Below are 25,751 nucleotides of genomic sequence, written 5' to 3' on the forward strand. Positions count from 1 at the left end.
GACCCCGTGCGTGCCGCTCGCTGTGTACGCCGACCCGCCCACGAGGTCACCGGGATGTCCGTACGCGGAATACGTCCGCGTGCGGGCAACGGGCAGGTCTTCGGACTCGCGGGCACGCTCTCCGGTCTGACCGGAGGACACCTACTGGCCGTCGCTTCCCAGGACCGTTGTCCGGTCCCAGTGCGTATGACGGCGGTCGTTCCCGCTCACCGCTGCGGGGCAGTCCCGGATTCCCACCGGGTTCCCTCTTACGACGCATCCCGCCTGGCGGACGGGGCGAACCAGCTGCCCGGCCAGACTAGGGTGCCGGATCACTCAGCGGCGACCCCCTGTCCATCATGCGGACATAAAAATGAGACAGATGGCCTAGTCGATCGGGAACGCCGGGCGGTGAACCGCCCGCGTTCAGTGCTCGGACACCACCGGGTACGGCACCAGGGCGCGCCGGTCGGGGTCGACGGAGAGGACACCGCCGGCGGGCGGCCGGGCGCGCTGGGCGCAGTCCCGCCGTTCGCAGATCCGGCAGCCCAGACCGATCGGGGTGGCGGCGCGCGGGTCGTCCAGGGCGACGCCCTCCGCGTAGACCAGGCGTGGCGCGTGCCGCAGCTCGCAGCCCAGCGCCACGGCGAAGTCGGCACGCGCCGCGTGGTGCCCGAACCCTCCCCGGGTCACCGTCCGGGCGATCCAGAAGTACTTCTTGCCGTCCGGCATCTCGGCCACCTGGGTGAGGATCCGGCCGGGCGCGGAGAACGCCTCGTACACGGTCCACAGAGGGCAGGTGCCGCCAAGACGCGAGAAGTGGAAGTCGGTGGCGGACTGCCGCTTGGAGATGTTGCCCGCGCGGTCGGCCCGCAGGAAGGAGAAGGGCACCCCGCGGCGGCCGGTGCGCTGGAGCGTGCTCAGCCGGTGGCAGACGGTCTCGAATCCGACGCCGAAGCGCGCCTGGAGGAGCTCGATGTCGTAGCGGAGTTCTTCGGCGGCTGTGTGGAAGGACGTGTACGGCATGAGGACCGCGCCGGCGAAGTAGTTGGCGAGCCCGATCCTGGCCAGTCCCTCCGCCTGGGCGGAGGTGAGCCCGGCGGTGGCGACCAGCTCGTCGAGGAGCGGCCCGTGCTCCAGGAACGCCAGCTGCGTGGCGAGCTGGAACGCGCGCTGCCCCTCGCTGAGCCAGGGGGACAGCAGGAGCACCCCGCTGTCCGCGTCGAAGCGCCGCGCGTCCGCGGACCGCTCCGGGCCCGACTGGAGCACCTTGACGCCGTGCGCGGTGGCGAGACGCTCCGTGAGCGCCTCCGCCGCGCGGCCGGCCCGGCCGGTGTTCAGGGCCGCGGCGGTCGCCTCGGCCTGGATCTCCAGGGCGGCGAAGTGGTTGTGGTGGGCGTAGAAGAAGTCCCTTACCTCGTCGTGGGGTTCGGCGGGCAGGAGACCCGCGGTCTCCTCGGGCGAGGCCAGCGCCGCCACCCGCTCGGAGGCGTCGCGGTAGCGCTGGTGCAGGGTGACGAGGGCCCGGGCCACCTCCGGATGGTCGCGGACCACGTCCGCGATCTCGTCCTGCGCTATCGGAGCCCCACAGGCCTCGTCCCCGAGCGCCGCCCGCAGATCCGTGGCCAGCCGCTCCTCGCCGGCCTCGGAGAAGAACTCCGGGTCGATGCCGAACACCTCGGCGATCCGCAACAGCACCGGAGCGGTCAGCGGACGCTGACTGTGCTCGATCTGGTTGAGGTAGCTGGTCGACAGCCCCAGGGCGCGCGCCAGCTCCACCTGGTTCATGCCCCGCTCGCGGCGCAGCCTGCGCAGTTTCGCGTGCGCGTAGATCTTCGGTCCGGCAGGCCGTCCCATGCGGATCAGACTCCTCTCCGTTCCCCTTCTCTGTGAAGGTAGCATCCGCAGATTTCGCAAGATTCGCAGTTTCGCAGCCGTGGCGTGGACGGATTCCGCACAGTGGCGCCCTCGATCACGCCCCGTCGGCGGGGAAGACTCGCCGACGTACGCCGTCCCCACCGCACGCCGCGAGGAGTCCCGTGATCGACCACCAGGTACGCGTCCACCCCAGTGCCGACCGCCTGCCCCGCGAGGAGCAGCTCGCCTGGAAGCTGGCCGCCGTCGCCACCGGTACCCAGGACGCGCCGGACCTCGACGCCGAGGCCTCGGAGATGGTGATCAACCGGATCATCGACAACGCCTCGGTCGCCGTGGCCTCGCTGCGCCGCCGCCCGGTCGCCGTCGCCCGTGCCCAGGCCGCCGGCCACCCGGCGGCCCCCGGCGCCTCGGCCTTCGGCCTCCCGGCCGGGACCACGCTCTCGCCGGAGTGGGCCGCCTGGGCCAACGGCACCGCCGTGCGCGAGCTGGACTTCCACGACACCTATCTGGCCGCCGACTACTCCCATCCCGGCGACAACATCCCGCCGCTGCTCGCCGTCGCCCAGCACACCGGCCGCTCCGGAGCCGACCTCCTGCGCGGCATCACCGCCGCCTACGAGATCCACGTCGCCCTGGTCAAGGGCATCTGCCTGCACGCCCACCGCATCGACCACGTCGCCCACCTCAGCGCCGCCACCGCCGGCGGCATCGGAGCCATGCTCCGCCTGGACACCGAGACCGTGTACCAGGCCGTCCAGCAGGCCGTGCACACCACGACCGCGACCCGGCAGTCCCGCAAGGGCGAGATCTCCAGCTGGAAGGCGTTCGCCCCGGCCTTCGCCGGGAAGGTGGCCATCGAGGCCGTGGACCGGGCCATGCGCGGCGAGGGGTCGCCCTCGCCGATCTACGAGGGCGAGGACGGGTTCCTCGCCTGGATGCTCGACGGGCCCGAGGCCTCGTACACCGTGTCGCTGCCCGAGCCCGGCGAAGCGCGTCGAGCGATCCTCGACACGTACACCAAGGAGCACTCCGCCGAGTACCAGGCCCAGGCGATCATCGACCTGGCCAGGGGACTGCGCGAGAAGACCGGACCGCTGGAGAAGGTCCGCTCGATCGTGCTCCACACCAGTCACCACACGCACCACGTGATCGGCTCCGGCTCCGGCGACCCCCAGAAGTACGATCCGACCGCCAGCCGCGAGACCCTCGACCACTCGGTGCCGTACATCTTCGCCGTCGCCCTGGAGGACGGCGGCTGGCACCACGAACGCTCCTACGCCCCCGAGCGCGCCCAGCGCCCGGAGACGGTGGCGCTGTGGGGGAAGATCTCCACCGTCGAGGACCCCGAGTGGACCCGCCGCTACCACGACCCCGACCCGGCCCGCCGGGCCTTCGGCGGGCGCGCCGTCATCACCCTCGAAGACGGCACGGTCGTCGAGGACGAGCTCGCCGTCGCCGACGCCCACCCCGCCGGCGCCCGCCCCTTCGACCGGGCCGGCTACACCGCCAAGTTCCGCACCCTCACCGACGGCATCGTCACGCCCGCCGACCAGGACTCCTTCCTCCGGTCCGCCGCCCGGCTCGCGGAACTGGACACCGACGGGCTCGCGGGCCTCTTCCCGGTCGTCGACACCGACGCGGTCGCCGCGTACGACGCGTCCCTCCCGAAGGGCCTGTTCTGATGCTGCACACCCACACCACACCCGCTGCCCGCCGCCGCCGGTTCCGCGAACAGCTCGCATCCGGCCGACTGCTGCGCGTCCCGGGCGCGATCAACCCGTACTCGGCCCGCCTCATCCAGCAGACCGGCTTCGACGCCGCGTACCTCTCCGGCGCCGTGCTCGCCGCCGACCTGGGCCTGCCCGACATCGGTCTGACCACGTCCACCGAGATCGCCGCACGCGCCCAGCAGGTCACCCGGGTCACCGACCTCCCGGTCCTCATCGATGCCGACACCGGCTTCGGCGAGCCGATGAACGCCGCCCGCACCGTCCAGCTCATGGAGGACGCCGGGCTGGCCGGCCTCCACCTGGAGGACCAGATCAACCCCAAGCGCTGCGGTCACCTCGACGGGAAGACCGTCGTACCCGCCGCGGACATGGTCCGGCGGCTCCGAGCCGCCGTCGACGCCCGCCGCGACCCGGACTTCCTCCTCATGGCCCGCACCGACGCCCGCTCCATCGAGGGCCTCGACGCCGCCATCGACCGGGCCAAGGCCTACGTGGACGCCGGCGCCGACGCGATCTTCCCCGAAGCCCTCGCCGACGAGGCCGAGTTCGAGGCGTTCCGCAAGGCCGTGGACGTCCCCCTGCTCGCCAACATGACCGAGTTCGGCAAGAGCCGGCTGCTCGACGCGGCGACCCTGGAGAACCTCGGCTACAACATCGCCCTCTACCCCGTCACCTTCTTCCGCCTCGCCATGGGCGCCGTCGAGGACGGACTGCGCACCCTGGCCGCCGAAGGCACCCAGGAGTCCCTGCTGCCCCGCATGCAGACCCGCTCCCGGCTGTACGAGGTGCTTGGCTACGAGGAGTACAACACGTTCGACTCGGCCGTCTTCGACTTCACTCTCCCGCCCGGCAACTGACCGACAGCACCGGAGGCCACCATGACCGCCACCGCCCCCGAGATCCACCGCGGACTGGCCGGTGTCGTCGTCGACACCACCGCCATCTCCACCGTCATCCAGGAGACCAACTCCCTCACCTACCGCGGCTACCCGGTCCAGGACCTCGCCGCCCGCTGCACCTTCGAGGAGGTCGCCTACCTCCTCTGGCACGGCGAACTCCCCGACGCGGGCCAACTGCGCGAGTTCCAGGCACAGGAACGTGCCCTGCGTCCCCTGGACCGCACCACGGCCGAGGTTCTCGCGCGACTGCCCGAGACCTGCCACCCGATGGACGTGCTGCGGACGGCGGTCAGTTTCTTCGGGTCGGAGGACCCTGCGGAGGACGACGGCAGCACCGCCGCCAACCGGGCCAAGTCCCTCTCCCTGCTGGCGAAGCTGCCGGTGGTCGTCGCGGCCGACCACCGCCGCCGGCACGGACTCGACCCCGTCCGGCCCGACCCCTCGCTGGGCTACGCCGAGAACTTCTTCCAGATGTGCTTCGGTGAGGTCCCCGACCCGGCGGTGGTCCGCTGCTTCGAGATCTCCCTCATCCTCTACGCCGAGCACAGCTTCAACGCCTCGACGTTCACGGCCCGCGTCGTCACCTCGACCCTCTCCGACCTCTACAGCGCGGTCACCGCCGCCATCGGCGCGCTCAAGGGCCCGCTCCACGGCGGCGCCAACGAGGCCGTGATGCACATGCTGAACGAGATCGGCGACCCGGACCGGGCGGAGGAGTGGCTGGAGGAGGCGCTGACCTCCAAGCGCAAGATCATGGGTTTTGGACACCGTGTCTACAAGCACGGCGACTCCCGCGTACCGATCATGCAGGAGGCCACCGACCGCCTCGTCGCCCGCGCCGCCGACGCGGACGTCACCCGGCTCGCGGCCCTGCACGCGGCCCTGCGCCACGCCATGATCAGCCGCAAGGGCATCCACCCCAACCTGGACTACCCGGCCGGCCTCGCCTACCACCTCATGGGCTTCGACATCCCCACCTTCACGCCCCTGTTCGTCATGAGCCGTGTCACGGGCTGGACCGCCCACATCACCGAACAGCTCGAACACAACGCCCTGATCCGCCCCCTCGGCGCCTACAACGGCCCCGACCAGCGCCCGCTGCCCGCACACCAGGACTAGTTGGGCCGGATCATGTCCGGAGCCGGACGGTGAGGGCCGCGGCGGCGACCGAGACGCCCCCGTCGATCTCGCCCGCGGCGTCGGCCGCGGCCCGGAACCGCTGGAGCAGACGCTCCGTCGATCACCTGCCGGTGATCCCGCCACCGGCCACAACGCCTGGTGCCGACCGGCAGGAGCGGACGCAGTCGTTCCTGCTCGGCCTCACTCGGATCACCCCGCCCCACGCAGCCCTACGATCCCGTCCCCGAGGTCGACGAAGGCGCAGACGGAGACCGTCTTCTCAACCGTCCCACGGAGTCCCGCCGCGCCGGCGCCGGCGGCCGCCGCACCCCGGCCGGCACCCGCACGCCTACCGGTGCCGCCTTCGGCGCGGAGGTCTCGCCCAGCGGGACCAGGAACGGGCGCACCGTCGCGTACCGGTTCGCCGGCGCAGCCCGCACGGCTACCCCAGCGGAGTCCTCGTCCTCCGGCACCAGTGCGACCACCGGCGCCGCCGCGCTCATCACCGCCGAGCGTGGAGCGGCCTCCTCCACTGCGGCCCACAGCGCCGCCGTGTCCAGGTCGGTGCGTGGGCCTCGACCGGCTCGCTCCAGCTCCTCCCACCGCACTTTCGCCCCCGCGCGAGCGTGGTGACGCCTCGCCGGCTGCGGCGCGGTAACTCCCCGTGAGGTCGTAAGCCTCAAGGATTTCCATGATCTCCCTGCTGTTCTTCACCCGCTCGAGCGTCGCCGAGCAGGACCTGTCGGGGCGAGCGGGGAGAAATATGGCCGTACGCGGGAATCCCGTGGCCATCAGTGGGGCGGTAAACGGCTGCCTATGGGGAGCTTGTCATGGCCGCCGTCAGTGCTGCGCCCCGCCGGGGACGGGTGCCACCGGATGTTCCTGACCGGTTCACCCGACGACGGTGTGCCGCTCAGCCCCTCCCCACCGGGCCTGGACGGCTTCCCCGGCCCTCGCCGGGCGCAGGGGTGTGGGGCGAGCGATTGCGGCGGAGCGCCCCGGGTCACGCGGGAGTCGCCGCCCGCGGTCCGGGAGGCCCCGCGATGTGGCTGGTCATGGGCGGTAGACCAGTTCCAGGAGGATGGCTGCGATGAGTTGCCACGCGCCGGCGGCGAGCAGCCACATGCTGTCGAGAGCCAACCCGGCGGCGCTCGTGAGGGCTGCGCCGAGGAAGAGCGTGCGGGAGAGGTGGAGCATGCGGCGGTCCGACGGCAGGCGCCCGTCATGTCGGCTCATGGGACGCACTGTAGGGCCGCGATCGGGCAGGCCGGCCGATGCCCGGGAAGTCTTCACGCCATCCTGATGCCCCGCCTGGCCGGGGCCGGCGTCAAAAGGCTGTCAGAGGAGGGCGGGGCGGCGCCAAGAACGCGCCAAGAAGGGCGGACAGGTCCGGGAGGCGGGCGGAAGCTGAGCGGAGCCCGATCCGAAGGAGTCCGCCCACATGACCACCCTGACCGCCGAGAAGGACGCCGCACCCGGTGCCGAGGAACCGCCCGATACCGGCGCCCGGCACAAGCTGACCGCTGTCACCGGGCTCGCTGCCCTGTCCCTGGACGCGATGGCGTCGGTGGCGTACGGGCCCGAGGCCATCGTGCTCGTACTTGCGGCCGCAGGTGGGTACGGGCTTGGGTTCACGCTGCCCGTGACGCTGGCCATCGCGGGGCTGCTGGCGGTGCTGGTGGCCTCGTACCGCCAGGTCATCGCGGCGTTCCCGGACGGCGGTGGCTCCTATGCCGTGGCGAAGGCGCACCTGGGACGGCGTACGAGCCTGGTCGCGGCCGGTTCGCTGGTCCTCGACTACGTGCTGAACGTCGCCGTCGCCGTCACCGCCGGCGTGGCCGCGCTGACGTCCGCCTTCCCGGGCCTGTACGGCGACCGGCTGGTGATCTGTCTGGGTGTCCTGGTGCTCATCACGGCTGTGAATCTGCGCGGGATCGTCGACTCGGCCCGCGCCTTCATCGTCCCGACCGCCGTCTTCGTCGGCGCGATCCTCGTCGTGATCGCCGTCGGCCTGTTCCGCGACGCGCCCGTCTCCACCGCGGCCTCCGACGGACACACCTCCGTTCTCGCAGACGACGCCACCACCATCGGTGCCCTGCTCCTGCTCAAGGCGTTCGCCTCCGGCTGCTCCGCACTGACCGGTGTGGAGGCGATAGCCAACGCGGTGCCGTCCTTCCGTGCGCCGGCCGCCCGCCGGGCGATGCGTGCGGAGGTGGCGCTGGGAGGGCTGCTGGGCGTGATGCTGATCGGTCTGTCCGTGCTGATCTCCCGTTTCGGGCTCCAGCCGGTGGAGGGCGTCACCGTCCTCGCCCAGCTCACCGACGCCTCCCTCGGTCACAACGGGGCCTTCTACGTCGTTCAGTTCGCGACCATGGTGCTGCTTGCGTTGTCGGCCAACACCTCCTTCGGCGGGCTGCCCGTCCTGCTCAAGCTGCTGGCCCGGGACAACTACGTGCCGCACGTCTTCGGTCTGAAGGCCGACCGACAGGTGCACCGGCACGGGGTGGTGTGGCTCGCGGTGGTCTCGGCGGCGCTGCTGGTCTTCTCCGGAGGTGACACCAACACCCTGGTGCCGCTCTTCGCGATCGGTGTCTTCGTCGGCTTCACGATCGCCCAGACCGGCATGGTCCTGCACTGGCGGGCCACCCGGCAGTGGGGCAAAGCCCTCCTCAACGGCCTCGGCGCCCTTCTGACCGGCGTCTCCGCGGTCGTCGTCACCGCCACCAAGTTCCACGACGGCGCCTGGCTCATCGTGATCGCACTGCCCGCGCTCGTCCTCGCCTTCGAGGCCGTCCACCGCGCGTACGGGCGGATCGGTGAGCGTCTGGGCGTGGGCAAGGTCCCGGAGCCGCCGCACCGTGAGCGCTCCCTGGTCCTGGTCCCCGTCTCCTCACTCACCCGGCTCACCAGCGAGGCCCTCACCGCGGCCGTCTCCCTCGGCGACGAGGTCCGGGCGGTGACCGTCTGCCACCCGGACCCCGAGGACCTGGCGGCCACCGAGGCCCTGGAGCGGGACTGGGCGCTGTGGAACCCGGCCGTTCCCCTGGTACGGCTCCCCTCTGAGAGGCGCTCGCTCGGGCGGCCCGTCAGCGTCTACGTACAAGCACTGCGCGCCGCCGAACCGGGGACCCGCGTGACCGTGCTGATCCCGGAGGCCGAGCCGCAACGCCTGTGGCAGCGGCTGTTGCAGAACCAGCGGGGCGCGGTCGTCGCCCACGCCGTCCGCCGGGACACGGATGCCGTGATCTGCCGGCTGAGGTTCCGGCTCGGGGCTGGCTAGTCCGTCTCGGTCAGCTGCGCCTCGAAGCCGTTCAGGATCGTCTCCAGACCGAACTCGAAGGTGCGGTCGGGGGCCGCGAGGTATTCGGTGGCGGCCGTCCCTCCCAGGCGTTCGCGCAGACGGGGGAAGTCCATGGCGACCTCGGTCGCCGCTGCCATGGTGTCGGCGAGCTCCTTCTCCGGGTCGCCGCTCTTGCCGAGGCGCCGGGTCAGCGAGACCTGGGCGGCGGTGCCGAGGGCGCTGCCGAGGACGTAGACGAAGACGGCGGCGGCGGCCCGGTCGGCGTCGGCGGGGGCGAAGCCGGCCTTCTCGTACAGGGCGAGGCTGTGGTCGTCGCGCCGGGACTTGCCGGGGCCGTAGAGCAGGTGGCTGCCGAAGGCCTGGCCGAGCCACGGGTGCCGGGTGAGCATCGCGTGCATGCTGCCGGCCATGGCGGCGGCGGCCGGCCGCCAGCCCGTCGCGTCGAGGTCGGGCAGCTCCACCTCGTTCCAGACCTCGTCGGCGGCGAGCCTCACGAGCTCGTCCTTGGTCCTGATGTGCCAGTAGACGGCGGTGGCGGCGGTGCCGAGCCGCGCGCCCAGGCTGCGCATGTTGAGGCCGTCGAGCCCTTCGTCGTCGAGCAGCTCGATCGCCGCGCGGACGATCTGGTCGGGGGTGAGTGTGTTTCGCGCCATGCCCGGACTCTACTTGAACTTAGTGCAGTAATGGGTCTACGGTGCTCCTGTACTTAGTTCAAGGAGCTCGTGTTCGATCCGGGCCCGAAACGAAGTCCCAGGGGGAACCCGTCATGCAGCAGCACGAGGACGACCAGCAGAACCAGCGGGACCGCGAGAACGAGTTCGCCGCGATCGTCGCGGCCCTCGCCGAGGAGCACGGCGTGCCCGGCGCATCCGTCGGCGTTCTGGTCGGCGGCCGGACGGCCTTCGTGAACCACGGGGTCACGAGCCTTGCCCACCCGCGCCCGGTCGACGAGCACACCGTCTTCCACCTGGCGTCGATCTCGAAGACCTTCACCGCGACCGCCCTGCTCCGCCTGGTCGAGCAGGGCGGGGTCGACCTCGACGCGCCGGTCCGGCGCTACGTGCCCGAGCTCGTCCTCGCCGACGAGGAGGTTGCCGCCCGGATCACCGTCCTCAACCTGCTCAACCACACCGCGGGCCTCGACTGGAACCTCATCGACACGGAGGGCGAGGACGGCTCCCTCGCCGCGTTCGTCGCCAAGCTCGACCGCCTCCCGCTGATCGCCCCGCCCGGCGCCCGCGCCTCCTACAGCCAGGCCGGCTACAACCTGGCCGGGCGGATCGTCGAGAACGTCACCGGCCGGCCCTTCGAGCAGGCCGTGGCCGCTCTCGTCCTGGAGCCGCTCGGCCTCACGGACACCGTCTTCGACGTGGACGACGTCATGGTCCGGCCGTTCGCCACGGGCCACGTCCACGGCGAGGACGGCGAACTGAAGGCCGCCCGGCCCTGGAAGGCCTTCCGCGCCGGCACCCGCGGCGACAACCCCGGCGGCGGCATCGCCTCCACCGCGGCCGACCTCCTCGCCTGGGCCCGCTTCCACCTGGGCGACGGCGACGGCCTGCTGCGCACCGCCACCCTGCACGGCATGCGCGACGAGACGGCGCCGCTGCGCGGCAGCACGATGGGCGACGGCTTCGGCATCTGCTGGTTCCGCCGTCCCGTCGACGGCGTCCGCACCATCGGCCACGGCGGATCCGGCAACGGACAGTACGCCGAGCTGCACCTCGCGCCCGAGCACGACTTCGCCGTCGTGTCCCTCGCCAACAGCGAGGAGGGCTACCTCTTCAACCAGGCCGTCGTCCGCGCCGCCTTCGCGCACTTCCTCGGCCTGGTCGAGAAGGACCCCGAGCCCGTGCCGTACGACGGGGCCCGCGCCCGCGAGGTCGCCGGGCGTTACCGGATCGACGCCATGAACCTCGACATCGCCACCGACGTCACCGCCGACGGGGAGCGGCTCACCCTCGCCGTGGAGATCAAGCCGGAGATCCGCCGGGCCTCGGACGCGGACATGCCGCCGGACATCGCCCCCGCCGCCATGGGCTTCCTGCCCGGAGACGGCGACGAGTACGTCCTCACCGAGGGCATCCTCGCAGGCCAGCGCGGCTTCTTCACCCGCGACGCCGACGGCCGCGTCACGGGCGTCGACCTGGGAGGCCGCCTCTTTAACCGGACGGCGAGCTGACTGGCCGACGTGGACGCGGGGGCGGCGGTCCCGGTCGGATTCCGCCTCGCGCAGGATCTCGCGGGTGACCGGGGCGATCTCGCCCTGCCCGAAGAGGAAGAAGCGCAGGAAGTCGGCGAAGGGGTTGCCCTCGGTCCATTCGAAGTACACGTGCGGACGGGCGCCGGTCATGTCGCGGCCGTCGTCAGGAGCTCCTTGGTGCCGCGGATCCGGCCGGTGGGCTTCGTCTCCGCGTCGCCCGGGTCGCCCTTCACGTGCGGCATGACCGCCATCCCCCGTCTCGAAGCCGGACAGGCCGAGCGCGAGCTTGGGGAAGACGATCGGCGCGACGCCGATCATGACGAAGACGTTGCCGTGTTCCTGGGTCAGGGCGGCCGTCCAGTCGGTGACGACGTGGCCCTCGGTGGCCACGTGCCACAGGCCGGTCACCACGACGACCGCGTTGAGCGCGAGGTAGACGCCGACCAGGGCGACGGCGACGCCGATCGCCTCCAGGAAGCCCTTGAGGAACACCGCGCCGAGCAGCGCGATCAGTATCAGGGTGATGATCACCTGCTTGTCGTGGAGGGCCGATTCCAGGTGCGGGTTCTCCACGAGGTGGGTGGAGGCGTCGGCGGCGGACAGGGTGATGGTGATGAGGAAGTCGGCGGCCGCGAAGCCGAGCAGGGTGAGGACGAAGAGCTTGCCCTTCCAGAAGGACAGCAGCCGCGACAGCATCGCGATCGAGCCCTCGCCGTGCGGACTCTCCTCTGTCACCCGCCGGTAGACCGGCAGCGCGCCCGCCAGCGTCACGATCACCAGCACGATCGTCGCGACGGGGGAGAGGAGGCCGGCCACGAGCGCGGCGATGCCGGGCCGGTGGCCGAGGGTGGAGAAGTAGTCCTTCGCCCCGGGGCCACAGCGCGGAGGTGGCGAGGGGGCGCGGAGGTCGACCTCGGCCCGGACACCGCCCTCGTCCCGCAGCGCGAGGCGCCCGGCGGTGTCCGCCGACCGGACGACCGCCACGAGCCGGTCGGTGCGCACGGTCCCGGTGTTCCACAGGCCCCGCACCGTCAGCCGCGCCGCCCGGGCCTCGCCGGGCCGTCCGGCGTCGTGCAGCACGTCGGCGGCGGGCCGGGAGAGGGGGGGCGATGGCTGCGGGCAGCTGACGCCGGGACCACGAGCGGTACACACCCGGTGGATGGCTACGCGCCTTTTACGCGGCGGCCCGCAGCTTTGACGTGTCGCTGACGGCGCTGTGCGGGCCGGTGGTGTGGTGCACGTACTCGCGCAGGAGCCGGAACCCGGCGGTCCAGGCGAGCAGGCGGCTCGCCCGGTTCTCGCGGGAGCAGCTCCAGGTGGCGGTCCGGCCGCGGGCCGCGATGTCGGCGGTCAGGCCGGCGACGCAGGCGAGGGCCAGGTGCTGTCGCCGCTCGGCGGGGTCGGTGGCGCAGGCCACGTCCTCGTACCGGCTGCCCGTGAACCGGGAGCAGGCCACGGCCAGGATCCGGTCCTTGCGGAAGGCGGCCCAGCCGTGCCCGGACCGGGCGAGGCCCTCGGGGCCGCCCCACGTGGCGAAGGGCCGACCGAGGGCGAGACCGGCGGCGACGAGCGCCGGGCCGTCCTCCGCGCGCAGGCGCCGGACCGTCGTCCCGCGGGGGACCTGTGCCGGGGCCGCGTCCGCCCGGTGGACGTAGAGCATGCGGTCCCACGGGTGCAGGAGGTCGAAGGCGGCGGCGAGCACGGGCAGGAAGCGGGGGGACGCCTCGACGCGGTGGCCGGCCAGCGGGGCGAGATCGGAGGGGGCGAGGGCGGTGGGGTCGCCGGCCAGGAGGGCGTGGCGGCCGCTGGTGACGGCGACGACGCGGGACCGGACGGGGCGGTCGGTCCACCAGGTGCCGTGGCCGGTGGTGAGGACGTGTTCGGCCAGGGTCGCCGTGCCGGGCGCGCCGACGGGGAACACCCGGGCGCAGGCCGGTGGCTGGTGAGCGGGGTGGGGGATCACGGGAACCTCCGGGAGTACGGGAGCGGTGCGGCCCGCTGTCGTCGTGCGGGCCGCACCTGGGCGGGTCAGCTCTGGCCGGCCTTGCGGCCGTGGTTCGCCTTCTTCTTGCGGCGGTCCTTCTTCTTGCGGGCGCGCTTGGACATGTCCGGTGCCCCTTTCAGGCCGTGTGGCCGACGAGGACGTCGGCGAGCTTGCTGAGGCGCTTGACGCTGCGTTCCTCCAGGGCGACCGGCGCCGGGGTGACGCGGTGCTCGCGGTCGTAGTAGGCGCCGTTGACGATCTCCGTGGCCGGGTCGCAGAGGCGCACGACGTGCGCGGCGCCCTCGGCCGGGGCGACGCCCTCGTGCGCGTACAGGGGCAGGAGGCCGGTGGTGCAGATGCCGGGATGGACGGAGACGGCGGTCACCCGGGGGTCGGCGGCGAAGACGGTGAGGGCGAGCTGGGACTGGGCGTAGGCGGCGAGGCGGGAGTAGCGGCGGGTGCGGTTGGGGTCGTTCCACTGGATGGAGCCGGTGCGGTGGAGCGAGGAGGAGACGTTGACGACACGGCCGCCGGGCTCGCTGGTGAGGGCGGGTTCGAGGAGGTGGGTGAGGAGGTAGTGGGCGAGGAAGTTGACCTGGAAGGCGACCTCGTTGCCGTCGGCGGTGACGGTGTGGCGTTCGGGCGCGGCCATGCCGGCGTTGTTGACGAGCACGTCGAGGCGCGGGTGCTCGGCCAGGACGCGGTGCGCGAGGCGCTCGACCTCCTCCAGGCGGGTGAAGTCCGCGCCGAGCGGGTGCAGACGGGCCTCGTCGACGTCGGCCAGGGTGACCAGACGGTCGGTGGCGGCCTGCGCCTCCTCGGCGGTGCGGCCGTGGACGAGGACGGTGGCGCCGCGCTCGGCGAGGATCCGGGCCGTCTGGTAGCCGATGCCGGAGGTGGCGCCGGTCACCAGGACGGTGCGGGAGGAAAGGTCGGAAACGGACATGACGGGTCAGTCCCTCACGGGTGTCGAAGGTGTGCGGGTACGGAGAAGGGGCGCCGGACGCGAGAGGTCACGACGCCCCGTGGCAGGGCCGGAGAGGATCAGCGGCGTACTGCGGTCTCCGGACAGCGGGGCTCACGACGGGGCGCCCGATGGGGCGGCCGGTCGAGCAGGAGCCACGCGCTGTTCATGTTCCCCATCGAAGCTCCGGGGCGACCCACCCGCAAGCCCAGAAGCCCTTCTCTTACGTGACTCTGACGGTTGTTCACCCGAGTCCGGGGACGGCGGAGACGAGCAGGTCGACGGCCTTGATGCCGAGGAAGGGCAGGGCCAGGCCCCCGAGCCCGTACACGAGCAGGTTGCGGCGCAGAAGCTCGTGCGCGGACGCCGGGGTGTAGCGGACACCGCGCAGGGCGAGCGGGATCAGGGCCACGATGATCAGGGCGTTGAAGACGATGGCGGAGGTGATCGCGGAGGTGGGGCTGCTCAGCCCCATGATGTTCAGTGCTTCGAGGCCCGGGTACGCGCCCGCGAACATCGCGGGGATGATCGCGAAGTACTTGGCGACGTCGTTCGTGATGGAGAAGGTGGTCAGGGCGCCCCGGGTGATGAGGAGTTGCTTGCCGATCTCGACGATCTCGATGAGCTTGGTCGGGTCGGAGTCGAGGTCGACCATGTTGCCGGCCTCCTTCGCGGCCGACGTGCCCGTGTTCATCGCCACCCCGACGTCCGCCTGTGCCAGCGCGGGGGCGTCGTTGGTGCCGTCGCCGGTCATCGCGACCAGCTTCCCGCCTTCCTGCTCCCGTCGGATCAGGGCGAGCTTGTCCTCGGGGGTGGCTTCGGCGAGGAAGTCGTCGACGCCGGCTTCGTGGGCGATGGCCCGGGCCGTGAGCGGGTTGTCACCGGTGACCATCACGGTGCGGATGCCCATGCGGCGCAGCTCCGCGAACCGTTCCCGGATGCCCTCCTTGACCACGTCCTTGAGGTGGACGATCCCGAGCACCCGGGGACCGTCGCTGTCGTGGAGGGCCACGAGGAGGGGCGTGCCGCCGGCGTCCGCGACCGCGTCGGACCAGGCGCGGGCCTCGGGCGGCACCGTGCCCCCGTACATCTCCACCCAGGCGGTGACCCGTGCCGCGGCTCCCTTGCGGATGTGGCAGGCGCCGCCGTCCCAGCGCAGGTCGACGCCGCTCATCCGGGTCTGCGCGCTGAACTCCACGAACCGGGGGTTCGCCAGTTCGCCCTCGGCGGGAGCCTCCAGGCCGTACTGCCGCCGGGCGAGCTCGGCCACGGACCGCCCCTCGGGGGTCTCGTCGGCGAGCGAGGAGAGCTGCGCCGCGTCGGCCAGGAGGGCGGCCTCCACCCCGGGGAGCGGGATGAAGGCGGTGGCCTCACGGTTGCCGAGGGTGATCGTGCCGGTCTTGTCGAGGAGCAGGGTGTTCACATCGCCCGCGGCCTCGACGGCCCGGCCCGACATGGCGAGGACGTTGCGCTGGACGAGCCGGTCCATGCCGGCGATGCCGATCGCGGAGAGGAGGGCGCCGATCGTGGTGGGGATGAGCGTGACGAGGAGGGCGACGAGGACGGTGGTGGACGGGGCGGCGTTTGCGTATCCCGCCATCGGCTTCAGTGCGACGACGACCAGGATGAAGACGACGGTCAGTGCGGAGAGCAGGATGTTGAGGGCGATCTCGTTCGGCGTCTTCTGGCGTTCCGCGCCCTCGATGAGCGCGATCATCCGGTCCATGAAGGAGTGGCCGGGGCGCGAGGTGACGCGGACGACGATCCGGTCCGAGAGCACCGTCGTCCCGCCGGTGACCCCGGAGCGGTCGCCGCCCGCCTCCCGGATCACGGGCGCGGACTCGCCCGTGACGGCGGACTCGTCGACCGAGGCGACGCCGGCGACGACGTCGCCGTCCGCCGGGATCAGCTCGCCCGCCTCGACGAGGACGAAGTCGAACTGCTTGAGGTCGGTCGCGGCCACCGCCTCCGTCGCAGCCCGGTCTACATCGGTGCCGTACCGCCAGTGCGTGAGCCGCAGCGCGACCGTGTCCGTCCGGGCCCTGCGCAGCGACTCGGCCTGCGCACGGCCCCGGCCCTCGGCAACGGCCTCCGCCAGGTTCGCGAAGACCACGGTCAGCCAGAGCCAGACGCTGACCGTCCAGGTGAACACGGACGGATCGAACAACGCCGAGAGCGTGGTCAGCACCGAGCCGACGGCCACCACGAAGAGCACGGGCTTCCGGACGAGGGTCCGTGGGTGGAGTTTGCGCAGCGCCTCGGGGAACGACTTCACGAGCTGCACGGGATCGAGGAGCCCGCCGTGGCCCGCGCGCCGGCGCCCCGGACGGAAGCGGGGGGCGGGATTGCGGGGCGGGGCCGGCGGAGGGCCCGGGAAGAGGGGTCCGTCGGAAGACGGCGAACCGGCAGGGACGTACGGGCCGGCGGGAGGGTGCGCCGGTCGGGGCGCGGCGGAATGCATCGCGGAAGGCCTTCGGGAAGATCCCGGCCGTCCGTGCGGCGGAGGCCGAGGAGAAACGGCTGGGCCCCTCCCGGGAGGAAGTCCTGGAGGAGTGGACGGTCCGGCCCGCGCCTGCGGGTGCCGGGCCGTGTGGACCCGGCACCCGTGGTGCGGCTGTGGACGGACAGCGCGGTCGCGACGCGGGGGCACGAAACGCCGGATGGGAGGGCGGTCCGTGCCCCCGCGGCCGGGACGATCAGGCCACTGACGCCCCCGGGCCGGTGAGCGACCGAGGATGAATCTAGACGCTCGTCGCCCGGGTGGAGCCCGCTCGACGCAGGCTTTGACGAGCCTCTTACGAGCCGTTGGAGGCGTTCGTCAAGGCTCCGTCAAAGCGAGGTGACCCGACGTCAGAGCAGCGTCAAGGGGGCCGGATCTCCACCCGGTCGTGGCACAGGATGATCCCCTCACGGGGGATCGGGCGACCGTTCGAACGTGTGGGGTGTGAGGGGGCGCGTCGCCGAGGCGGCGCGCGTGGTCCGTGACCGACGGCCCGGACCGACACCTCGGCACGAGCGGGCGGAACCGCCCGACGAGAGGGACGTTCCGGCCCGCGGCACCAGGGGGTGGCCGCGGGCCGGACGAGCCCTTCCGCGGGACGGCCTCCCCCCCCCCGGGCCTCGACGCCCCGACCCCCGGATCGGCGGACGTGCACGCCCGGCCGTGTGAACCGCCCGTACAGGAACCGTCAAAGACCCGTCAGCTTCCGGGACGCGGTCGACAGGGCGACGTCAAGGTGGGCGCACGTCGACTCGAAGCGAGCTTTGATGACAGAGAGCGAATGCATTCCGCTGTCCGTCCGCGCTGTGGTTCTTCGTCCGTCCGCGCTGTCCGCGCTGTGGCCCTTTGGTCCTTGTTCTCGTAGGGAGCTGATCGTCCGTGAGCATCGAGAATGCCGTCGGTCTCGCTGTTGCCCTGGCTCTCGTCGGCTATCTGGTGGCCGCGCTGTTCTACCCGGACAAGTTCTGACCGGCACCGGGCGTCCGGCGACAGAGACCCGTACCGGGCGGCCGGAGACGGGCGCGCCCGTCGGCCGTCGAGGAAGGCTCAAGGTGCTCATCGGCGCCACCGCCGGCGTCGGCAAGACGTACCGGATGCTCGACGAGGGCCACCGCAGGGCGGCACGGGGGACCGACGTGGTCGTCGGCGCCGCCGACTGCCGAGGCCGACCGCACACCGAGGCACTGCTCGACGGCCTGGAACTCCTGGGACACCGGGACGACGCGGCCCGCGGCCGTCCCGCGGACGATCACGGCGGCTTCGACCTGGACGCCGCGCTGCGCCGCCGCCCCGGACTGCTCCTCGTCGACGACCTGGCCCGCACCAACCCGCCCGGCCACCGCAACGCCCGCCGTTGGCAGGACGTCGAGGAACTGCTCGCGGCCGGCATCGACGTCCTGACGACCATCGACGTCCAGCACCTGGAGTCCCTGAGCGATGTCGTCGAGACGATCACCGAGGTACCGCCCGGCGACAGCGTCCCGGACGGCTTCGTCCGCGCCGCCGACCAGATCGTCCTCGTCGACGTGGATCCCGAGGACCTGCGCCGGCGGATGGCGCACGGGAACATCCACCCTCCGGAAATGGTGGACGCGGCGCTCGCCAGCTGGTTCCGTCCCGGCAACCTCACCGCCCTGCGGGAGCTCGCCCTGCTCTGGGTCGCCGACCAGGTCGACGACGCCCTGCGGAAATATCGCACCGACCACGGCATCGGCGGAATCTGGGAAGCCCGGGAGCGCGTGGTCGTCGGACTGACGGGCGGACCGGAGGGCGACACCCTCATACGGCGCGCCGCCCGGATCGCCGCCCGGTCGGCACAGGGCGAGCTGTCGGCCGTGCACGTCGCACGGGGCGACGGGCTCGCGGCGGGTGCCTCGTCCACGGCGCTCGCACGGCAGCGGCACCTGGTCGAGAGCCTCGGCGGCAGCTACCACACGGTCGTCGGCGAGGACGTGCCGACCGCGCTGCTGGACTTCGCCCGGGCCGGGAACGCCACACAGCTGATCCTCGGCACGAGCAGACGCGGCCGGCTGGAACGCTTCCTCACCGGGCGCGGCATCGGTGAGACCACCGTCGCGCTCTCCGGCGCGATCGACGTGCACATGGTCACCCACGAGAGGGCGGGCCGGGGACGCCTGCTCCCCTCGCGCCGACGCACCCTCCCGCTGTCCCGGCGCGTCGCCGGACCTGTCGCCGGTGTCGTTCTCCCCGCCCTCCTCACCCTGCTGCTCGACCGGTTCAGGGGCAGCGTCGACCTGACCAGCGAGGCCCTTCTCTTCCTGCTGACCGTGGTCGGCGTGGCCTGCATCGGCGGCATCGGATCCGCGCTCGTCGCGGCCGTGACGGCCTCCCTGCTGCTCAACTACTGGTTCGTACCGCCTGGAGGAGCGTTCTCCTTCGAAGACCCCGACAGCGTCCTCGCCCTCGTCGTGTTCGTCGTGGTCGCGGGTTCCGTCGCTGCGGTCGTGGACCGGTCGCTGCGGCTGTCGCGCAGAGCCGCGAGCGCCACGGCCGAGGCGGAGACCCTCTCGGCGCTCGCCGGCTCCGTCGTCAGGGGCGAACACACCGTCCCCGACCTGCTCGCCCGTACCCGGGAGACCTTCGCCGCCCACGCCGCCGAACTGACCGACCACCCCGTGGACGACCCCGCCGCGAGCCAGGTCGCGGTGGGCGACGGCAGCTTCCTCGTGCTGCGCGGCCGCACCCTGCCGGCTGCCGACCGCCGCGTCCTCAACGCGTTCGCCGCCCATCTCATGGCCGCCGTCGAACGGGCCCGGCTCGCCGAGGCGGCGGCCGAGGCGGAGACCGCGAAGTCCGCGGACCGGATGCGCACCGCCCTCCTCGCCGCGGTCAGCCACGATCTGCGGACCCCGCTGGCCGCGGGCTGGGCAGCAGTGGCCTCCCTGCGGAGCCCCGACGTGGGCTTCACACAGGAGGAACAGGAGGAGCTGCTGGCCACGGCGGACGAATCCATGGCCCGGCTCAGCAGGCTGGTCGACAACCTCCTCGACATGAGCCGCCTCCAGGCGGGCGCCCTCACCCTGAACCTTCGTCCCACGACCTGGGAAGAGGTCGTCCCGGCGGCTCTGGACGGCCTCCCGGACGACGCGGGACGCCGGGTGGCCCTCCGCGGACTGGAGGAGGCACCGCTCGTCCTCGCCGACCCTCCGCTCCTCGAACGGGTCGTCGCCAACCTCGTGGCCAACGCCGTCCGCCACTCCCCGCCAGGACACCTCGTCCTCCTCGGAGCCAGTACGCTCGCCGGCCGCGTCGAACTGCGTGTGGTCGACCGGGGCCCCGGTCTGCCTCCGGCAGACCTTGAACGCGTGTTCGAGCCCTTCCAGCGCCTCGGCGACACCGACAACACCACCGGTGTCGGCCTCGGCCTGGCCCTGGCCCGAGGGCTCACCGAAGCGATGGGCGGCACGCTCACCCCGGAGGACACCCCCGGCGGGGGACTGACCATGGTCGTCACGCTGCCCTGCGCGTACTCCCGGACACAGGGTGCCCCCGCCCCCACGGAACCCTGACAGCTGCCTGGACCGTGCGAACGATGCCCTCCAGCCGGGCATGGGAGCCGGCCGGGGCCCGCCGCGTAGGGGACGCGTCAAGAGTGGGGCCAAGGACGTTAGGGCGGTGTCAACGAAGGCGGCGGGTGGCCGAAAAGGCTGTTTCCTCAACTCGTCAGAGAATCCGCTTTTCCTTCATTCGGGAGTTCACGATGGCCGACGTGGCCTTCGTCGTCACCATGGTCGCGGTCTTCGCGCTGGTGGCTTTTGTCGCCAAGGGGGTGGCGAAGCTGTGACTGTCGAGAACATCGTCGGTCTGCTGGTGGCCGCCGGCCTGCTGGTCTATCTCGTCCTCGCCCTCCTCAAGCCGGAGAGGTTCTGAGCACGGATATGAGTCCCGTTCTGGCTGGAGTGCTCCAGCTCGTCGCCCTCGTCGTCGCCCTCGGTCTCTCCTACCGGCCGCTGGGTGACCACATGGCCAAGGTGTACTCCTCGGAGAAGCATCTGAGGCCGGAGAAGTGGATCTACAAGGCGATCGGTGCGAATCCGAACGTCGAGATGCGGTGGCCCGCGTATCTGCGCGGGGTGCTGGCCTTCTCCGTGGTGGGTGTCCTCTTCCTCTACCTGTTGCAGCGTCTTCAGGGTTCGCTGCCGGGTTCGCTCGGCTTCGTGTCGATCGATCCGGACCAGGCGTTCAACACGGCCGCGTCGTTCGTGGCGAACACGAACTGGCAGTCGTACTACGGCGAGCAGGCCATGGGCCACGTCGTGCAGACCGGTGGCCTCGCGGTGCAGAACTTCGTGTCGGCGGCCGTCGGCATCGCGGTCGCGGTGGCCCTGGTGCGCGGCTTCGCCCGTTCCCGTACGGGTGAGCTGGGCAACTTCTGGGCCGATCTGGTCCGGGGTGTCGTCCGGATCCTGCTGCCGATCTCCGTGATCGGCGCTCTCGTCCTGGTGGCCTGTGGCGCGATCCAGAACTTCTCCGGGATCCACGAGGTGGGTCGGTTCACGGGCGGTTCGCAGCAGTGGAACGGCGGCGCGGTGGCCTCGCAGGAGGTCATCAAGGAGCTGGGCACGAACGGCGGCGGCTACTTCAACGCCAACAGCGCCCACCCCTTCGAGAACCCCAACGGGCTGTCCAACCTCTTCGAGATCTACCTGATCCTCGTCATCCCCTTCGCGCTGACCCGGACCTTCGGCCGCATGGTCGGCTCGCTGAGGCAGGGGTACGCCATCCTGGCCACGATGGCCACCATCTGGCTCGTCTTCACGGGCCTGATGCTGTGGACCGAGTTCGCGGGCAGGGGCCCGGCCTTCGAGATCGCCGGCGGTGCGATGGAGGGCAAGGAGACCCGGTTCGGCATCGCGGCCTCCGCGATCTTCTCGGTCGCCACCACGCTGACCTCGACCGGCGCCGTGAACTCCTTCCACTCCTCCAACACCGGTTTCGGCGGTGGCATCAACCTCCTGGGGATGCAGCTCGGCGAGATCGCGCCCGGCGGCGTCGGCTCCGGCCTCTACGGCATGCTGATCATGGCGGTCATCGCCGTGTTCCTCGCCGGCCTGATGGTCGGCCGCACCCCGGAGTACCTGGGCAAGAAGATCGGCACCCGCGAGATCAAGTTCGCCGCCTGCTACATCCTTGTCACCCCGGCGCTCGTCCTCGGCTTCACCGCCGCATCGTTCGTCCTGGACACCCCGGCGAACTCGATGACCAACTCCGGCGCGCACGGCTTCTCCGAGATCCTGTACGCGTACACCTCGGGCGCCAACAACAACGGTTCGGCGTTCGCGGGCCTGAACGCGGACACGCAGTGGTTCAACTCGACCATCGGCATCGCGATGCTGCTGGGCCGGTTCCTGCCGATGGTGTTCGTCCTCGCGCTGGCGGGCTCGCTGGCGGAGCAGAAGCCGGTGCCGGAGACGGCGGGCACCCTGCGGACCGAGAAGCCGCTGTTCACGGGCCTGCTGGTCGGCACGATCATGATCATCACCGGTCTCACCTACTTCCCGGCCCTCGCGCTGGGCCCGCTCGCCGAAGGGCTCGCGGCATGACCAACGATCTGAAGAAGCACGAGGACGACATGTCCACCACCACGACTGGCCCCAGGACGCCACACGGCGACCCGTCCGGCGACCCCCAGTCGGCCGGCCGCGTCGGCGGGGGCCTGTTCGACCCGAAGCAGCTGATCACGTCCTTCCCCGACGCGATCAAGAAGCTCGACCCGCGGGTGATGGTCAAGTCGCCGGTGATGTTCGTGGTGCTGGTCGGCTCGGTGGTCACCACGGTGCTCGCGGTGAAGAACCCGGACGACTGGTTCGGCTGGGCGATCACCGCCTGGCTCTGGCTGACGACGATCTTCGCCAACCTGGCGGAGGCGGTCGCCGAGGGCCGGGGCAAGGCCCAGGCCGACACCCTGCGCAAGGCCAAGACCGACACCGTCGCCCGCCGTCTCACCAAGACGGGCGAGGAGCAGGTGGCCGGCACCGAGCTCAGGATCGGTGACCTGGTGGTCTGCGAGGCCGGCGACGTCATCCCCGGCGACGGCGACGTCGTCGAGGGCGTGGCCTCCGTGGACGAGTCGGCGATCACCGGCGAGTCCGCTCCGGTGATCCGGGAGTCCGGCGGTGACCGGTGCGCGGTGACCGGTGGTACGAAGGTGCTGTCGGACCGTGTCGTCATTAAGATCACGACGAAGCCGGGCGAGACGTTCATCGACCGGATGATCAACCTGGTCGAGGGCGCCGCCCGGCAGAAGACGCCCAACGAGATCGCCCTCAACATCCTGCTCGCTTCGCTGACGATCGTCTTCCTGCTCGCGGTCGTGACCCTGAAGCCGTTCGCGATCTACGCGGGCGCCGACAAGCAGACCTCCCTCATCGTCCTCACCGCCCTGCTCGTCTGCCTGATCCCGACCACCATCGGCGCGCTGCTCTCCGCGATCGGCATCGCCGGCATGGACCGGCTCGTGCAGCGCAACGTCCTCGCGATGTCGGGCCGGGCCGTCGAGGCCGCCGGCGACGTCTCGACGCTCCTCCTGGACAAGACCGGCACGATCACCCTGGGCAACCGCCAGGCCTCGGAGTTCGTTCCGGTCAAGGGCACCACCGCGGCCGAGCTGGCGGATGCCGCCCAGCTCTCGTCCCTCGCGGACGAGACGCCCGAGGGCCGCTCGATCGTGGTCCTGGCGAAGGAGAAGTACGGCCTGCGCGAGCGCCACCAGGGCGAGCTGACGCATGCCACCTGGATCGAGTTCACCGCGCAGACCCGCATGTCGGGCGTGGACGTGGACGGCAAGCAGACCCGTAAGGGCGCGGCCGGATCGGTCGTCAACTGGGTCCGCGAGCAGGGCGGCGAGGTCGCCGACGACGCGGACACCCTGGCCAACCGGATCTCCGAGGCCGGCGGCACCCCCCTGCTCGTTGCGGTCAAGGACGACAAGGGCGCGCGTGTCCTGGGTGTCATCCACCTGAAGGACGTCGTCAAGGAGGGCATGCGCGAGCGGTTCGACGAGCTGCGCCGCATGGGCATCAAGACAATCATGATCACGGGCGACAACCCGCTGACCGCCAAGGCGATCGCCGAGGAGGCGGGTGTCGACGACTTCCTCGCCGAGGCCACCCCCGAGGACAAGATGGCCCTCATCAAGCGCGAGCAGGCCGGCGGCAAGCTCGTGGCGATGACCGGTGACGGCACCAACGACGCCCCCGCGCTCGCGCAGGCGGACGTCGGGGTGGCGATGAACACGGGCACGTCGGCCGCGAAGGAGGCCGGCAACATGGTCGACCTCGACTCCAACCCGACCAAGCTCATCGAGATCGTCGAGATCGGCAAGCAGCTCCTCATCACCCGGGGCGCCCTGACGACCTTCTCGATCGCCAACGACGTCGCGAAGTACTTCGCGATCATCCCCGCGATGTTCGCGGTCGCCTACCCCTCGCTGGACAAGCTCAACATCATGGGCCTGGCCTCGCCCGAGTCCGCGATCCTCTCCGCCGTCATCTTCAACGCGCTGATCATCGTCGCCCTCGTCCCGCTCGCCCTCAAGGGCGTGCGCTACCGGCCCTCCAGCGCCGACTCGATGCTCCGCCGCAACCTCGGCCTCTACGGACTGGGCGGCCTGATCGCCCCGTTCATCGGCATCAAGCTCATCGACCTGCTCCTCTCCCTCATCCCCGGAATCGGCTGACCCACGATGAACAACTCAGCAGCGAACACCGGCCGGGTCCTCTGGGCGGGCCTGCGCGCCCTCCTCGTCCTCACCGTGATCTGCGGCGTCCTCTACCCGCTGGCCGTCACCGGGATCGCCCAGGTGGCCTTCCCCGGCAAGGCCAACGGCTCCGAGATCAAGGACGCGAGCGGGAAGGTCGTCGGCTCCGAACTCATCGGCCAGACCTACAACCTGCCCCTCAAGGAGGGCGAGGAGACGCCGACCCCGGACCTGAAGTGGTTCCAGCCGCGCCCGTCCAACGGCCTGGGCACCAACAGCGTCAACACCCAGTACTCGATCATCCTCTCCGGCGCCACCAACCGCTCCGGCGACAACGAGGACCTGATCACCTGGGTCAAGGACGCCAAGGCGGCGGTGGTCAGGGACAACTCCACCGCCGACCACAAGGTGAAGCCCTCCGACGTGCCCGCCGACGCGGTCACCTCCTCCGGCTCCGGCCTGGACCCGCACATCTCGCCCGAGTACGCGAAGCTCCAGGCCCACCGCGTCGCCGAACGCAACAAGCTCACCGTCGACCAGGTCGACCGGCTGGTCGCCGAGCACACGGACGACCGGATCCTCGGCTTCATCGGCGAACCCCGCGTCAACGTCCTGAAGCTCAACATCGCTCTCAAGGACCTGGTGGCCAAGGGCTGATGGGCTTAACCGAACGACAGCGGAGCCGACGAGCCATGGACGATCCACGGCTCGTCGGCTTCCGCCGCACACCGAACCACTACAGGAGGGGCGGCACCGATGACCCGGGTGCTGGTCGTCGAGGACGACGCGCAGCTCGCACGCGCACTGGTGATCAACCTGCAGGCACGGAAGTACGCCGTGGACGCCGCACCCGACGGCACGACGGCGCTGCGCCTGGTGGCCTCGGAGCAGCCGGACGTGATCCTGCTCGACCTCGGCCTGCCCGACATGGACGGGGTCGACGTCATCAAGACGCTCCGGGGATGGAGCAGGGTCCCGGTGCTCGTGCTCTCCGCGCGCAGCGGGTCCGAGGACAAGGTCCGGGCGCTCGACTCGGGTGCCGACGACTACATGACGAAACCGTTCAGCATGGACGAGCTGCTCGCCCGTGTACGGGCGGCGACCCGGCGCACCGAAGAGGCGTCCGCCCAACCGCTCACGACGAGTCCGGTCACGGCCGAGTCGTTCACCGTCGACCTCGTGGCCAAGAAGGTCCGGCGGCAGGACCGTGACGTACGGCTGACGCCGACCGAGTGGCACCTCCTGGAGATCCTCGTCTGCAACCCGGGCGCTCTCATCAGCCAGAGGCGCCTCCTCACGGAGGTGTGGGGGCCCAGCTCAGGCAGGAAGACCAACTACCTCCGGGTGTACATGGCCCAGCTCCGGCGCAAGCTGGAGGCGGACCCGGCGCACCCCCGTCATCTCGTCACCGAGCCCGGCATGGGCTACCGCTTCGAACCCTGACTCCTCCTCCCGCCACCGCACGAGAACGGCA

At 71.4% G+C, this 25,751-nt stretch carries 20 protein-coding genes, 1 pseudogene and 1 riboswitch; of the genes and pseudogenes, 13 read left to right on the forward strand and 8 right to left on the reverse strand.

What is annotated here, in order from left to right:
* Window positions 1-74 precede the first annotated feature (74 nt).
* A riboswitch (cobalamin riboswitch) is annotated at window positions 75-301 on the reverse strand.
* A 104-nt stretch (window positions 302-405) separates the two neighbouring features.
* On the reverse strand, window positions 406-1,836 hold the full coding sequence (locus OO47_RS00230) for a short-chain fatty acyl-CoA regulator family protein (protein WP_030211310.1): 1,431 nt from the start codon (window positions 1,834-1,836) through the stop codon (window positions 406-408).
* 182 nt (window positions 1,837-2,018) lie between these two features.
* Here OO47_RS00230 and OO47_RS00235 point away from each other — a divergent pair, with 182 nt between their 5' ends.
* Genes OO47_RS00235 through OO47_RS00245 form a run of 3 tightly spaced genes read left to right on the forward strand, consistent with a single transcriptional unit; the run spans window position 2,019 to window position 5,605 of the window.
* The gene (locus OO47_RS00235; protein ID WP_030211313.1) at window positions 2,019-3,539 is read left to right on the forward strand and encodes an MmgE/PrpD family protein; all 1,521 of its coding nucleotides are present in this window, start codon (window positions 2,019-2,021) and stop codon (window positions 3,537-3,539) included.
* The gene (prpB, locus tag OO47_RS00240; RefSeq protein ID WP_030211315.1) at window positions 3,539-4,444 is read left to right on the forward strand and encodes a methylisocitrate lyase; all 906 of its coding nucleotides are present in this window, start codon (window positions 3,539-3,541) and stop codon (window positions 4,442-4,444) included. The genes OO47_RS00235 and prpB overlap by 1 nt, the downstream gene beginning before the upstream one ends.
* Window positions 4,445-4,465: 21 nt before the next feature.
* Entirely contained in the window at window positions 4,466-5,605 is a 1,140-nt protein-coding gene (locus OO47_RS00245; protein ID WP_030211318.1) for a bifunctional 2-methylcitrate synthase/citrate synthase, read from the forward strand.
* A 1,053-nt stretch (window positions 5,606-6,658) separates the two neighbouring features.
* Here OO47_RS00245 and OO47_RS36730 read toward each other — a convergent pair.
* Window positions 6,659-6,841, reverse strand: a complete 183-nt coding sequence (locus OO47_RS36730; protein ID WP_158708618.1) for a hypothetical protein — start codon at window positions 6,839-6,841, stop codon at window positions 6,659-6,661.
* 205 nt (window positions 6,842-7,046) lie between these two features.
* On the opposite strand from OO47_RS36730, the gene OO47_RS00250 reads away from it, so the two are divergent.
* Window positions 7,047-8,885 (forward strand): APC family permease, encoded by a 1,839-nt coding sequence (locus OO47_RS00250; RefSeq protein ID WP_030211321.1) that lies wholly within the window; start codon window positions 7,047-7,049, stop codon window positions 8,883-8,885.
* On the opposite strand, the gene OO47_RS00255 is transcribed toward OO47_RS00250, so the two are convergent.
* Window positions 8,882-9,559, reverse strand: coding sequence for a TetR/AcrR family transcriptional regulator (locus OO47_RS00255; protein ID WP_030211324.1), 678 nt, complete (start codon window positions 9,557-9,559; stop codon window positions 8,882-8,884). The genes OO47_RS00250 and OO47_RS00255 overlap by 4 nt on opposite strands.
* Before the next feature lie 113 nt (window positions 9,560-9,672).
* On the opposite strand from OO47_RS00255, the gene OO47_RS00260 reads away from it, so the two are divergent.
* The gene (locus OO47_RS00260) at window positions 9,673-11,088 is read left to right on the forward strand and encodes a serine hydrolase domain-containing protein (RefSeq protein WP_051715755.1); all 1,416 of its coding nucleotides are present in this window, start codon (window positions 9,673-9,675) and stop codon (window positions 11,086-11,088) included.
* Between the two features lie 173 nt (window positions 11,089-11,261).
* Here the strand turns inward: OO47_RS00260 and OO47_RS33195 are convergent.
* From OO47_RS33195 to kdpB (OO47_RS00280), 5 genes and pseudogenes are all read right to left on the reverse strand, one after another.
* Window positions 11,262-11,937, reverse strand: a pseudogene (locus OO47_RS33195) (amino acid transporter); the annotation flags it as partial.
* A 346-nt stretch (window positions 11,938-12,283) separates the two neighbouring features.
* Window positions 12,284-13,072: a GNAT family N-acetyltransferase gene (locus OO47_RS00270; RefSeq protein WP_051715757.1), complete on the reverse strand. Its 789-nt coding sequence runs from the start codon at window positions 13,070-13,072 to the stop codon at window positions 12,284-12,286.
* A gap of 65 nt (window positions 13,073-13,137) precedes the next feature.
* Window positions 13,138-13,215 carry a 50S ribosomal protein bL37 gene (locus tag OO47_RS38690; RefSeq protein ID WP_401662558.1) on the reverse strand — a complete coding sequence of 26 codons (78 nt, stop codon included), beginning with the start codon at window positions 13,213-13,215 and terminating at the stop codon, window positions 13,138-13,140.
* 14 nt (window positions 13,216-13,229) lie between these two features.
* Entirely contained in the window at window positions 13,230-14,039 is an 810-nt protein-coding gene (locus OO47_RS00275) for an SDR family NAD(P)-dependent oxidoreductase (protein WP_030211333.1), read from the reverse strand.
* A gap of 262 nt (window positions 14,040-14,301) precedes the next feature.
* Window positions 14,302-16,518 (reverse strand): potassium-transporting ATPase subunit KdpB, encoded by a 2,217-nt coding sequence (kdpB, locus tag OO47_RS00280; protein ID WP_030211335.1) that lies wholly within the window; start codon window positions 16,516-16,518, stop codon window positions 14,302-14,304.
* Window positions 16,519-17,436: 918 nt separating this feature from the next.
* Here kdpB (OO47_RS00280) and kdpF (OO47_RS34365) point away from each other — a divergent pair.
* The 8 genes from kdpF (OO47_RS34365) to OO47_RS00315 all read left to right on the forward strand — a co-directional run bounded on the left by kdpF (OO47_RS34365) (window position 17,437) and on the right by OO47_RS00315 (window position 25,720).
* Window positions 17,437-17,526, forward strand: coding sequence for a K(+)-transporting ATPase subunit F (kdpF, locus tag OO47_RS34365; RefSeq protein ID WP_033207508.1), 90 nt, complete (start codon window positions 17,437-17,439; stop codon window positions 17,524-17,526).
* The gene (locus OO47_RS00290) at window positions 17,523-20,087 is read left to right on the forward strand and encodes an ATP-binding protein (RefSeq protein WP_267883670.1); all 2,565 of its coding nucleotides are present in this window, start codon (window positions 17,523-17,525) and stop codon (window positions 20,085-20,087) included. Before kdpF (OO47_RS34365) ends, OO47_RS00290 begins: the two co-directional genes overlap by 4 nt.
* A gap of 125 nt (window positions 20,088-20,212) precedes the next feature.
* Complete coding sequence (locus OO47_RS37140; protein ID WP_167345327.1) at window positions 20,213-20,362, forward strand: hypothetical protein; 150 nt, start codon at window positions 20,213-20,215, stop codon at window positions 20,360-20,362.
* The gene (gene kdpF, locus OO47_RS34370) at window positions 20,359-20,448 is read left to right on the forward strand and encodes a K(+)-transporting ATPase subunit F (RefSeq protein WP_033207511.1); all 90 of its coding nucleotides are present in this window, start codon (window positions 20,359-20,361) and stop codon (window positions 20,446-20,448) included. Before OO47_RS37140 ends, kdpF (OO47_RS34370) begins: the two co-directional genes overlap by 4 nt.
* 8 nt (window positions 20,449-20,456) lie before the next feature.
* On the forward strand, window positions 20,457-22,121 hold the full coding sequence (gene kdpA / locus OO47_RS00300) for a potassium-transporting ATPase subunit KdpA (RefSeq protein WP_030211339.1): 1,665 nt from the start codon (window positions 20,457-20,459) through the stop codon (window positions 22,119-22,121).
* A complete protein-coding gene (gene kdpB / locus OO47_RS00305; protein WP_030211341.1) occupies window positions 22,118-24,256 on the forward strand; it encodes a potassium-transporting ATPase subunit KdpB in 2,139 nt (712 codons plus the stop codon). The genes kdpA and kdpB (OO47_RS00305) overlap by 4 nt, the downstream gene beginning before the upstream one ends.
* 6 nt (window positions 24,257-24,262) lie before the next feature.
* Entirely contained in the window at window positions 24,263-24,934 is a 672-nt protein-coding gene (locus OO47_RS00310) for a potassium-transporting ATPase subunit C (protein ID WP_030211344.1), read from the forward strand.
* Between the two features lie 99 nt (window positions 24,935-25,033).
* Window positions 25,034-25,720 (forward strand): response regulator, encoded by a 687-nt coding sequence (locus tag OO47_RS00315; protein ID WP_030211346.1) that lies wholly within the window; start codon window positions 25,034-25,036, stop codon window positions 25,718-25,720.
* Window positions 25,721-25,751: the final 31 nt, after the last annotated feature.

It is taken from the genome of Streptomyces bikiniensis, assembly GCF_000716625.1.
Classification (GTDB): Bacteria; Actinomycetota; Actinomycetes; order Streptomycetales; family Streptomycetaceae; genus Streptomyces; species Streptomyces bikiniensis.